General features: G+C 46.5%; 11 protein-coding genes. 4 read left to right on the top strand and 7 right to left on the bottom strand.

The genetic code is table 11. The features are described from left to right. Positions 1–2 precede the first annotated feature (2 nt). Both AWU56_RS07485 and AWU56_RS07480 read right to left on the bottom strand, forming a co-directional pair. Complete coding sequence (locus tag AWU56_RS07485) at positions 3–1559, bottom strand: cryptochrome/photolyase family protein (RefSeq protein WP_286682149.1); 1557 nt, start codon at positions 1557–1559, stop codon at positions 3–5. Beyond that, complete coding sequence (locus tag AWU56_RS07480; protein WP_286682148.1) at positions 1552–2217, bottom strand: flavin reductase family protein; 666 nt, start codon at positions 2215–2217, stop codon at positions 1552–1554. The genes AWU56_RS07485 and AWU56_RS07480 overlap by 8 nt, the downstream gene beginning before the upstream one ends. A gap of 114 nt (positions 2218–2331) precedes the next feature. On the opposite strand from AWU56_RS07480, the gene AWU56_RS07475 reads away from it, so the two are divergent. Together AWU56_RS07475 and AWU56_RS07470 are read left to right on the top strand one after the other, a co-directional pair. Continuing rightward, the gene (locus AWU56_RS07475; protein ID WP_006956125.1) at positions 2332–3084 is read left to right on the top strand and encodes a hypothetical protein; all 753 of its coding nucleotides are present in this window, start codon (positions 2332–2334) and stop codon (positions 3082–3084) included. Positions 3085–3086: 2 nt separating this feature from the next. After that, positions 3087–5081 (top strand): 3-deoxy-D-manno-octulosonic acid kinase, encoded by a 1995-nt coding sequence (locus tag AWU56_RS07470; RefSeq protein ID WP_286682147.1) that lies wholly within the window; start codon positions 3087–3089, stop codon positions 5079–5081. An 80-nt stretch (positions 5082–5161) separates the two neighbouring features. On the opposite strand, the gene AWU56_RS07465 is transcribed toward AWU56_RS07470, so the two are convergent. From AWU56_RS07465 to mutY, 4 genes are all read right to left on the bottom strand, one after another. Beyond that, positions 5162–6415, bottom strand: a complete 1254-nt coding sequence (locus AWU56_RS07465; protein ID WP_286682146.1) for a glutamate-5-semialdehyde dehydrogenase — start codon at positions 6413–6415, stop codon at positions 5162–5164. Then, positions 6412–7527, bottom strand: a complete 1116-nt coding sequence (gene proB / locus AWU56_RS07460; protein WP_006956128.1) for a glutamate 5-kinase — start codon at positions 7525–7527, stop codon at positions 6412–6414. Before proB ends, AWU56_RS07465 begins: the two co-directional genes overlap by 4 nt. Positions 7528–7674: 147 nt before the next feature. After that, positions 7675–7947 carry an oxidative damage protection protein gene (locus AWU56_RS07455; RefSeq protein ID WP_272977735.1) on the bottom strand — a complete coding sequence of 91 codons (273 nt, stop codon included), beginning with the start codon at positions 7945–7947 and terminating at the stop codon, positions 7675–7677. Continuing rightward, entirely contained in the window at positions 7944–8981 is a 1038-nt protein-coding gene (mutY, locus tag AWU56_RS07450) for an A/G-specific adenine glycosylase (RefSeq protein ID WP_006956130.1), read from the bottom strand. Before mutY ends, AWU56_RS07455 begins: the two co-directional genes overlap by 4 nt. Positions 8982–9189: 208 nt before the next feature. Here mutY and AWU56_RS07445 point away from each other — a divergent pair, with 208 nt between their 5' ends. Together AWU56_RS07445 and trmB are read left to right on the top strand one after the other, a co-directional pair. Next, complete coding sequence (locus AWU56_RS07445) at positions 9190–10278, top strand: OmpA family protein (RefSeq protein WP_006956131.1); 1089 nt, start codon at positions 9190–9192, stop codon at positions 10276–10278. Positions 10279–10377: 99 nt separating this feature from the next. After that, positions 10378–11097 (top strand): tRNA (guanosine(46)-N7)-methyltransferase TrmB, encoded by a 720-nt coding sequence (gene trmB / locus AWU56_RS07440; protein ID WP_286682145.1) that lies wholly within the window; start codon positions 10378–10380, stop codon positions 11095–11097. Here trmB and hemW read toward each other — a convergent pair. After that, complete coding sequence (gene hemW, locus AWU56_RS07435) at positions 11075–12226, bottom strand: radical SAM family heme chaperone HemW (RefSeq protein WP_286682144.1); 1152 nt, start codon at positions 12224–12226, stop codon at positions 11075–11077. The two genes, trmB and hemW, sit on opposite strands and share 23 nt — an antisense overlap. Position 12227 lies beyond the last annotated feature (1 nt).

Genomic DNA, 12227 nt, shown 5'->3' with positions numbered 1-12227 from the left:
GATTATAAATCATCCATGTTGTTTAAATAATATTCTGCTTGCTTGGCAAGCGCTTTTTGTTCTTCTTGCGTTTTTTTGTTCCACACCGAATACATCATCGCCATGCGTTGATTATTACTAAAGTGTGATTCATGTCGAGCCAAGAATTGCCAATAAAGCGAATTAAACGGACATGACCCCTCGCCAGTTTTCTTATCCGGATTATAGCGACACTGAGAACAATGGTGACTCATTTTCTTTATATAATTTGCGCTTGAAATATAGGGTTTGGTGGCTAGCACACCATTGTCAGCATATTGACTCATACCACGGGTATTAGGAAGTTCTACCCACTCGAGTGCATCGATATAAATGCCGAGATACCATTCATCGACTTGATCGGGATCGCAGCCCGCTAATAGTGCAAAATTTCCAGTCAGCATAAGACGTTGAATGTGGTGTGCGTAAGCGTACTTTAAAGACTGTTTAATGGCTTGCGATAGACAACGCATGTGTGTCTCACCATCCCAAAAAAACTTCGGCAGATCGCGTTGATGTTCGAGCGCATTAAGATTCTTATATTCAGGCATGTGATGCCAGTAAATGGCACGGATAAATTCTCGCCAACCAATAATTTGTCGAATAAACCCTTCAACTTGATTGATACTGATGGTGTCTTCATTTTCGCGCCAATGAGCGAGAACTGCGTTCACGACTTCCATTGGATGTAACATTTTGCTGTTCATCGCAAACGATAAACGCGAATGGTACAAGCTCCATGCGTGATCGTGCACTTCAGTATCCGTTATCGCATCTTGGTAGGTGCCAAAGTGAGCTAATTGGTGTTGGCAAAAGAATGATAAAATATCTCGGGCTTGCTTGCGTGTGGTCGGCCAAATAAAGTGTTGAGGGTCGATTTCTCCAAAGTAATTAATATCCTGTTGGGTCACCATTTGGTGAATATCTGTGACATCATTCGCTGGGCAGCTTGGGGCAATAACAGAGCTACTTTTTGGTAGCTTGTTACGGTTATCATGATCATAGTTCCACTGGCCACCTTCGGGTTTGTCGCCGTCCATCATGATATCGAACTGCTTTCGTACGCGACGGTAAAAGCTCTCCATCAAAAAATTATCACGATCGGGAAACCACTCAGCCAAAACAGTTCGTTGGGTAAGGAAGTGCTCACTGTCGACCCAGTCAATGTGTATATCTTCTTTCCCAGCCCAGCTACGGAGTTGATGATCAACCCGGTATTCGTCGGGCAGCATGCAACTCAGGCTCGCTTTGGGGTGCTGGGCTAATATGGCCGCTAAGTTCTGCGTAAGTGACTGGGTGTTGTTTGCATCATCCAGTTTCATGTAATGAACTCGATGACCTGCTTGCTCAATGGCGCTGGCAAAATTACGCATCGCGGCAAAAAAGGCAACGATCTTTTGTATATGGTGTTTGACGTAATCAGTTTCTTGGCGCATCTCCATCATCACGTACAGCACGTTATCATGCTGCGTTCGCCACCAAGTGTGCTTCGCGTTAAGCTGGTCGCCCAATACTAAGCGAACTTCCCTTATGTCACTCATCGTACGTGTCTGCCCCCTTGAGAGGGATCTCCTCTAGGGCTTTATCGGGTTTAGCATAACTGAGTCGAAATAGTCTCGAGGCGCTGTGATAGCTATCAAGACCAGATACCGCGACGGTCTCTAATGTGTTCAAATCAATAAAGCCATCTTCTTGGATCGCCTCCTCATTAGTTTGAATCCATTGAATTTCGCCAATGACAAAGTCGGTACCATTGTGCGTAATATTGGTAATTTCGACGAGCTTTACGCCCATTGAGAGCGGGCTTTCTTTAACGAAGGGGGCGTGAAAACCATTACAACGGTCAGGCGTTAAGCCGGTTGCTTCAAACTCCGATACCTTTCTATCGTATCGCGCTGCCGTTTGATGTGCCGCTTTAACTATCGATTGGGATACATGATTAATCGTATAAACACCTGTTTCTTCGATATTTTCCAATGTATGGCGCTCAACTGAATCGGGGCGCATGATGAAACCAATGAGGGGAGGGTTAGCGCCTAAATGAACCACTGAGCTGACGATTGCCAAGTTGTCTTCATTTTTACGGCTACTAGTACCAATTAAGTTAGCGCTTTTATAACCGGATAATGAGTTGATGAAATTAACACGATGACGGTTATCCATATTAGCCAAGTCGGCCTGAGCGATATGCTTTGTCATAAGTTGAATACTCCTCTTTTGCTTTCAGTTACGTGCTAGTCTAGGGATAGGATCTAATACCGAACTGCTTTAATTTGTGGCATTATGGGCAGATTAAATGATTAGGGAGCCGTTATGAGCGACGCACAACAAAAAGTTAATGTAATCTGCATCAAATGGGGTGACAAATACGGGAACGACTACGTCAATACATTGTACTCGATGGTCAGCCGTAACCTTAGCTTACCCTATCGGTTTGTATGCTTTACAGACGAAGCAGAAGGTATTCGTGATGAGGTCGAAGTTAAGCCGATTCCAAAAATTGGGTTTGAAGACTTCGACGAGAAGAAAGCATGGGCGAAAGCGCATGGGTGGTTGAAGTTAACGTGTTTTGCGAATCCTCTCTCTGATTTAACCGGACCCACATTGTTTCTTGATTTGGACATCGTCATTGTTGGTTCGCTCGATGACTTTTTTAAACCGGAAGGTGACTTCATGGTTATTAAAGAGTGGGACAAGTCAGATGCTACCGGTAATACCTCGGTATTCCGTTTTGAAGCGGGGGCTCACGAGGATGCGCTGGATTATTTAAAGGCCGATCCCGAGAAAGCAACGGAGTCTGTTCGCAACGAACAAGAGTACATTACACAATTTGTCGACCGCCAAAATCGTCTGAAGTATTGGCCAGAGAAGTGGTGTCGAAGCTTCAAGCGTCATTGTATTCGACCGTTCCCGTTGAGCTTTTTCCAACAGCCGCGGATCCCCGAAGATGCGCGCGTTATTATTTTCCACGGTAAGCCACATCCCGATGATGCGTTAGCGGGTCGTAGCGGTAAGTGGTATCGTAAAGTGCTACCAACCCGTTGGATAGCTGAATACTGGCAATAAGCATGTTACGTTGGCTCTACAGCGGTGTGATGACAGGTGTCGCACCGCTGGCGCTTGCTTGGTTTTATTACAGAGGCCGAAAAGATGCTGGTTATCGAGCGCATCTTTGGGAGCGACTGGGTCGCTCGGAGGTTACTGACACTGAGCAAAACGGATTACTCATCCATACCGTATCGGTGGGTGAGACCATCGCTGCGCGTCAGTTGATTCAACAAGCTATTGAAGAGTTTCCGCATAGCCCCATCACGATTAGTTGCATGACGCCTACTGCACGTCGTCTCATCGAGCAAAGCTTTGGTGATAGGGTGTCTGTGTGTTACTTGCCTATCGATCACCCTTGTGCAGTGCGAAGCTTCCTGTCGAAGCTCAGACCGCGCGCGATTTGGGTGATGGAAACTGAGCTTTGGCCTAATTTGTTGTATCACGCCGGCCAACGTCATATTCCTGTGAGTCTCCTCAACGCCCGTCTATCAAAACGTTCAGCACGCGGTTACGCCCGAGTCGGGAAACTCATGCGTGAAAGCTGGCACAGCCTAGCTTATGTTGGCGCACAGTCGCGTGCCACAGCAAAGCGTATGTTATGTTTGGGGGTAAGAGATACGAGGCTCTATATTGATGGTAACTTGAAATATGATGTTTCCGTGCCCACATCAGAAAAAGTAGCCGCAGAGGAATTACTGAAATTGCGCGGAGAACACTTAGTTTGGCTGGCTGCAAGTACGCACCCAGGCGAGGAACAAGCGGTACTGAGCGCGCATCAAAAACTGTTAGAAACGTATCCAGCGATGCTGCTGATTTGGGCACCACGTCATCCTGAGCGGTTTGATGAAGTTGCAGCGCAACTTCAGAGTTCTGAACTCGTTTGGATGCGCCGTAGTGAGTTGAGTGATCAAGGTGTCCCATCGGACTGTAATGTGTTGCTAGCCGACTCAATTGGCGAGATGTTGAAGTGGTGCAGTATTGCTCAAGTGACTTTTGTCGGTGGAAGCTTAATTGAGCGCGGCGGACATAATCCGCTTGAAGCCGTAGCGGCAGGTTCAGCTGTCGTTAGCGGAAGAAAGATATTTAATTTTGCCGAGGTGTATCGGCTGTTAGACGAGCAGCGGGCTGTGCATTGGGTTAAGGACTTAGATCTTGCCACACCACTGCAATATTTATTTGATAATGATTCATTGAGAAAAACGAGCGTAAGTGCCGCTGAAAACGTGCTTAGCACGCATCAGGGCGCCAGTCGACGTATGCTTAAGCATGCGCAAAGATTTAGCGATATAGGACAGCAAATGATAGCGACATTTACGACAAAACGTGATGTGATTAAGTTTGATAAGGACGTGTTGCCAGAATTTGAGGATAACTTTTTTTCTGCCAAATATTGGCAGCAGAAAAAGGCCATAGCAGGCAATGCGACGGGCCGTGCAACTGTTTGGTTTATTCAACAGGGGGATCACGGCATGGTGTTGAGGCACTATTATCGCGGTGGACTTGTAGGTAAGGTCAATAAAGATAAGTTTATGCGAGAGCCGGTAGAGCGAAGCCGTGCTATCGCAGAGTTTGATTTGTTGGTAAAGCTACGCAATCAAAATTTACCTGTACCTCGGCCTATTGCTGCACGTATGCGCAAAGTGGGTGTCATGAGTTACACCGCAGATATTTTAGTTGAAGTGATTCCTGGCGCTGTGGATGTTTACCGATTGCTCCGTGAACGTCAATTGAATGTAGAGCAATGGCAGTCTTTAGGTGCTGCGATACGTCAGTTGCACGATAAGAACGTGTTCCACTCAGACTTGAATTGCCACAATATCATGCTCGATGATAATGATAAGCCTTGGATCGTTGATTTTGATAAGTGTGGATTTAGAGAGCCCGGTGAGTGGAAAAAGGAAAACTTAGACAGGTTACTGCGCTCATTGAAGAAAGAAAAAGCTAAGTACGATACCTTTTATTGGAAAGAGAGCCGTGATTGGCCCGAGTTATTGACCGGTTACGAAAAAGGTTAGCACTTACTCTAAACGTCTAATAAAAAGGCCTGCCAAGTTTAACTTAGCAGGCCTTTTTTGTACCGTCGCAACCTAAATGATTAGTCGCGAATCTGTCCGTTACCTGTCACTACGAACTTCTCAGTTGTAAGCGCTTGTAAGCCCATTGGACCGTATGCATGCAGCTTACTGGTTGAGATACCAATCTCAGCGCCTAAGCCAAGCTGACCGCCGTCAGAGAAGCGTGAAGATGCATTTGCCATGGTCACTGCAGAATCAACTTCGCGAATGAAACGCTTAGCTGTCTGATCGTTTTCAGTGACGATGACTTCGGTGTGTCCGCTGCCAAAACGTTTGATGTGCTCAAGTGCACCATCAAAGTCATCAACGGTACGGACAGCGATTTCAAGCGCAAGATACTCTTGGCCGAAATCATCGACTGAAATTTCATCAGCACCGTCAAAATAGCCCACCGATTTGTTGCAAGCGTGAATGGTCACGTCTTTTTCTGCCAATGCTTTGGCTGCCATCGGTAAGAACTTATCAGCGATATCTTGATGGACTAGCAGACCTTCCAGCGCATTACATACACCTGTGCGTTGGGTCTTGCCATTAAGCAAGATGGCGAGCGCTTTATCAAGGTCGGCATCTTTATCAACATAAAGATGGCACACGCCTTTGTAATGTTGAATCACTGGGATCTTACTGGTATCGCTCACGAAATGAATGAGGCCTTCGCCGCCGCGAGGAATCACCAAATCGATGTAGTCTTTCTGCTGCAGTAGCTCGGTCATGATTTCGCGATCTGGCGTTGGTACTACAGTGATCACATCTTTTGGTAAACCGCTTTGCTCTAAAGCCTCATGCAGTGCATCAGCGATAGCTTTACTACTTTCGATTGCTTCGCGACCACAACGCAAGATGACTGCATTACCAGATTTAAAGCACAGTGCTCCCGCATCCGCTGTGACATTCGGGCGTGCTTCATAAATCATGCAAATGACACCCAGCGGAATACGCATTTTTTCGATTTTTAATCCGTTAGGGCGTTCTTCTAACAGGTAGCTGTCACCCACTGGATCTTTTAGGTCGATAATTTCTTCGATAGCCGTCGCCATGCCTTCAACACGTTCTTCAGTTAAATGAAGACGATCCATCATTGCATCGCTCAGACCTTTTTCTTTGCCTGTTTTCATGTCCGTTTCGTTCACTTTAAGAATTTCATCTTTATGTGCACGAATCGCATTCGCCATCTTCTGTAGTACGGCGTTTTTCTCTTGTTCTGACAGTGTTGCCACCGCGTGTGCCGCATCGGCCGCACGTTTGGCAATCTGTTGTGCTAAATCTTGACTCATGAGTCCTCCAAAATCATCAAATCGTCACGGTGAATCACTTCTGTAATTGGGCTGTAACCAAATTGTTCAGCAATATCTTCCGTCTGCTGACCTTTGATGTGTAATAGTTCGTGAGAACTGTATTGGCAAATACCCTTAGCGATTGCGTCTGTATCATTTGCGCTGCGGACGAGTACCGCATCGCCTCGGTCAAAGTCGCCTTGAACATCGACAATACCGGAACTTAACAGTGACGCACCGTTCTCTAATAAAGCTTTTTCTGCACCTTCATCGATTAAAATCTCGCCTTGCGCGACGAGCGTGTGACGTAACCAGTGCTTCTTGTTACTAATGGGGTCTGATTGACGTCTAAATAAAGTGCCAGGAATCTCGCCTTGCAACAGCGATTCAAAAGTCTCGCCTTTGCGGCCGTTCACAATATAGGTATCAATACCGTGTGAAGTCGCTTTTTCTGCAGCCTCGACTTTTGTTCTCATGCCGCCTGTGCCAACCGCACTGACAGAGCCGCCTGCTAGCGAGAAAATACTTTCATCGATTTGCTCAACCACAGGAATTTTCTTGGCGTCTGGGTTCACATTCGGATCGGCGTCATAAAGTCCATCGATGTCTGAGCAAATAAATAATGCATCTGCGTCAACGAGCGTTGCGACCATCGCCGCCAAGTTATCGTTGTCGCCCACTTTCATTTCATCAGTGGCAAGTGCATCATTTTCATTCACAACAGGTAAAATGTTGTGTTCTAACAATCTATTCAGTGTGTTTTTGATACTTACGTAACGTGCACGGTCACGTAAATCACTGTGCGTCATCAAGAGTTGGGCGCATGGAAAGTCAAAAAAGCGCGACCAATACGCCATCATTTCGTTCTGTCCTACAGCTGACATGGCTTTACGAACGGTGACGGGTAACTTTTGATGCTCAAATGGAATATGCTTTCTTCCAGCGGCAACACTGCCTGAAGAAACGAGTACGACCTCTTGGCCGCGTTCTCTACACTCGTTGATGAAACGAGCGATTGGCAGTAGGTACTTGGTACTCACTCCGGTTTCATCTGGCGCAATGAGCGCACTGCCTACCTTTAGGACGGCTCTTCGCCAGGATGGCGCTTTCATATAGACTCCCTTTTCATGAATTCGTTAGTAGTCTAACAGATTGGCTTTTTTTTCTCTACTCACAGAGCTTTAAAGCTTCATAAGCCAAAGCTATTGTCAATATATTAGTCAAAAATAAATCACTGTGTTAGTGAATTTGTGCATCCATTAATCACTTGGCGGGGTGTAACCCTCAACCGTGACATCCTTTCTTTCGAATAGGAATTCTTTCATACGTTCTTCAAGGAATTTTCGATCGTCTTCCGCCATCATATTTAAACGATTTTCGTTAATTAGCATAGTTTGCTTCTTCTGCCACTCGCCCCAAGCTTCTTTGGAAATGTGATTAAATATACGTTCACCTAGCTCACCAGGATAGAGCTGAAAATCGAGTCCCTCAGCTTCCTTTTGTAAAAATTCGCAATAAACGGTTCTGCTCATTTTAGTACCTTTAGTTTTTTAAATAGTTTTACTGTAACTGCCGAATACCCCAGTTCAATATCCTCATGGAGTGGCACCCAGCGTTGCTTTCTTTCATTAATGGCATCTGTAGCGTGACTGTCAACTACGATCGGATAACAATGCAGGGTGAAATGACTAAAAACGTGCTTAAATGGTGATAATTCGATCAATTGTTCGGGATGAGCTGGGGCTGAGTTCAAGAGTGCTGATTTACTCTCGTACTCTGGAAAGCTCCAAAGTCCGCCCCAAATTCCTGTTGCTGGTCGCTGCTCTAGCAAAATGGATAATGTTTGGATATCCCGTTGAATGAGCAGATAAACGGTGCGAGTCGGGTTTTCCTTTTTAGGCTTAGGCGCTGGGATAGTCGCGACCGTGTCTTCTTGATACGCGAGACAATCGCTCCTAAGAGGGCAAGCCTGACAATCCGGCTTGCTTCGCGTGCAGACCAGAGCGCCCAAATCCATCATTGCCTGATTATAATCATCATGTCGGTGAGCGGGTGTGAGCGCTTCAGAGTGTTGCCATAACGATCGTTGTACCGCTGTTTTACCGGGCCATTCTGACTCACCGAAATAGCGAGCTAGCACACGTTTTACATTGCCGTCGAGAATAGCTGCAGGCTTGCCAAAACCTAGCGATAATATTGCGCCTGCTGTAGAACGACCGATGCCGGGTAGCGTCTCGAGTTCAGCCTGAGAGTCGGGTAACTGGCCGTCATATCGCTCGACAGCGAGCTGTGCGGCTTTATGGAGGTTGCGAGCGCGTGCATAGTAGCCTAATCCCGTCCATAAACTGAGCACGGTATCTTGTTCGGCTTCGGCTAAGTCGGGAAGTGATGGAAAGCGCTCTACGAATCGCTTAAAATAGGGGATAACGGTATTGACTTGGGTTTGCTGTAGCATAATTTCTGACAACCACACCCGATAAGGCGTTTTATTAAGTTGCCATGGAAGCGTCTTGCGCCCGAACTTATCAAACCAACTTAATACATGGCTTGAAAACTGCTCATTCATTAAGGCCTCTGACTTTTATCAAGTTACGTTAGTTCTATTTAGTTTATTGTCTAAAGCTGTGTAAATAAACCGCAAACCTATCTGACAAATAAAAAAATAGCACTATAATTTTAATAATTATGAATGATCATTATGATCTACATATTTAATTTGTCGTACTCACAGTGAGACGTACGAATTTACAGATTGCATGAATAAGGAGATTGCAATGAAAAAACTAAACGCGATTGTTCTAGCCCTTTTAAGCGCCGGTGTGTCTGGGACTGCACTTGCACAACAATCTCAAGTAGAAAAAAACGATATTTATGTGGGAGCGCGTTTGGGAGTTTTTGCGCCTGACTCGGAGCGTGTCGCTGCGCAAAACAATGTTGGTGTGCCGGTAGATAATGGTTTGAGCACTTGGACCGGCGGTCTTGAGCTAGGTGTGATGTTAACCGAAGCTTGGGAAGCACGCGTTTATTATGACTATATGGAAGCAGATTTAGACCCGAGCGGCACTGCTTACGGTAAAAGTTACGGTACTGATGTGCTGTATCATTTTAATGATATGGTCTACGGTGGTTTAGGCCTAACGAGTACTGATATCGGAGATATCGCGGACAAATCGGTTCGGTTGACGGTGGGTCACCGTTCTTTCATCAATAACAATTTAGCTTGGCGCGTAGAAGGTGGTGTTCAGCAAGGGTTTGATGAAGATTACACCGAAGGTTTTGCGAACGTTGGTCTTCAGTATTTCTTCGGCGGACGCAATGCTGTAACAGAGGCGAAACCTCGTCCAGCGGCTGCGCAGCCAACTGAAACGACACCTGCACCGCAGCAAACGATGGATAGTGACAACGACGGCGTGATAGACAGCCGCGATAAGTGCGCTGATACGCCTCGTCGTTACTCAGTGGATGCAGACGGTTGCACCATGTATGAAAATGAAACTGTACGCGAACAGCTGCTCGTTGAATTTGATTTTGATTCCTCGCAAGTTCGCAAAGATGCGATGGAACCTATTGCGGAAATGGCGGAATTTATGAACGAGCATCCGCAGTTAGATCTGACAATACATGGACATACCGACAAAATCGGTGATGCAGAGTACAACCAGTGGTTGTCGCAGCGCCGTGCAGAGTCAGTCAAAAATGTACTGGTTGAAAGCTACGGCATTTCAGCAAGCCGCATTAACACAGTCGGTCATGGCGAGAGTCAGCCTAAAGTTAAAGGTGACAGCCCTGCAGATCGTCAAGAAAATCGTCGCATTGAAGCTGAACTGAAAGTCATGACACGTGTACCTGTCATTGAGAAGTAAATTGCGTTAAGTACCTTGAATAGGTGATAATAGAGAGCAGGCTCATGAAAATGAGCCTGCTTTTTTATTATGGTGACAGCAACAGTTGAGTGTAAATAAATGAGTCAGTTTAAAAGCGCTGAAGAAGCCGCAGCGGCTGGAAAATATGTACGTCGAGTTCGCAGTTTTGTAAAGCGTGAGGGGCGATTAACTAAAGGCCAAGCGGCCGCAATTGAACGTCAATGGCCACAACTTGGTCTTGCGCTAGAGCAAGGTCTGCTCAACTTTGAAACAGTGTTCAATAACAGCAACGCAGTCACTCTAGAAATAGGCTTTGGTATGGGGCACTCGTTGGTTGAAATGGCAAAGAATGCACCTGAGCAAAACTTCATCGGTATCGAAGTCCATGAACCCGGCGTCGGTGCCTGCTTGATGGCTGCAGAGGATGCTGGTGTTACTAATTTACGCCTATTCAATGACGATGCAGTTGAAGTACTTGAGCAGTGTATTGCTGACGAGAGCTTACAGCAGGTGCAAATTTTCTTTCCTGATCCATGGCATAAGAAGCGTCATCATAAACGCCGACTAATTCAACCGGAGTTTGTTGCTCACCTGTGTAAAAAGCTCAAACCCAACGGTGTGATTCACTTGGCGACCGACTGGGAAAACTACGCCGAACATATGCTTGAGGTGTTGTCCGGCGAGCCACGTTTGAGCAACCTATCGACCGCGGGTGACTTTATTCCGCGCCCAGAAGAGCGTCCTAAAACCAAGTTTGAACAACGTGGTGAAACTAAAGGCCACGGTGTCTGGGACCTTAAGTTTCAGAAAGCAAAGTAGTTAAAACGTCGTTCAGGAATCGGTGACCGAGCTGACTTAGCTGCCAATGGTCACCGTCTGATTCGACCCAGCCTTTTCTCTTGGCTTCGTCTAGTGCACGGTCACCGTGTTCGATCGGTAAGCCGGTAAAGTCAGTAAACTGCTGTTTAGATACAGGCTGAAATAGACGAAATTGGTTCATGAAGAACTCGAAGCTTCGCTCTTCGGGGTCAACATCCCACTCCCGATAACGTAACGCGCGCGTCAAATCGAGATAGCCCTGAGGATGTTTCACCTTTTCGCAACGCCGTATTTTATGTTGCTCTGGGAGGGTTATTTTACTGTGTGCTCCACAACCGATACCTAAATAGTCACCAAACTCCCAATAGTTAGTGTTGTGTAGACTTTGGTGCCCGGGTTTACAGTAAGCACTGACTTCGTATTGCTGATAACCAGCTTTCAGTAATCTCTCGTGACCGCGTTGATAGATGGCCCATAGCGTATCGTCATCGGGCAGTTGAGGCGGTCGGCTGGCAAACATAGTGTTGGGCTCGATGGTCAGCTGATACCATGAAATATGAGGTGGATTTAGTGCAATAACACCTTCAAGATCGCTCAGTGCGTCGTGCGCCGATTGACCGGGCAAACCATGCATCAAGTCCAGGTTAAAGCTCTTCAGAGGTAACTGACTGGCGTGCTCTGCCGCGATGCGAGCTTGCAGCGGGTCATGGATACGACCGAGTGTACGTAAGTGTTCTGCATTGAGGCTTTGAATACCGATAGAGAGTCTGTTGACACCCGCGTTGATGAAGCCCGCAAAGCGCTCTACCTCGAAAGTGCCTGGGTTGGCTTCCAACGTGATCTCGCAATCACTGGCAAGAGTCAGGCGTTTGCGCACGCCATCAAGTAACCGTTGAATCCCCTCCGCAGTAATCACGCTTGGGGTTCCTCCGCCAATAAAAATAGATTGGATAGCGCGACCTTGCACGCCGCCGAGATCGGCTGATAGGTCATCTAGCAAGCGACTTATATAAGCTTGTTCAGGAATGCTACCTTGTATTTTGTGCGAGTTAAAGTCGCAGTAGGGGCACTTCTCGACACACCATGGAATATGGATATAGAGCGATAACGGTGGAAGCGTAAGTGACATA

The sequence above is a fragment of the Idiomarina sp. T82-3 genome, assembly GCF_001577655.1.
In the GTDB taxonomy this organism is placed as follows: Bacteria; Pseudomonadota; Gammaproteobacteria; order Enterobacterales; family Alteromonadaceae; genus Idiomarina; species Idiomarina baltica.
This window is presented reverse-complemented; position numbering and strand designations above follow the sequence as displayed.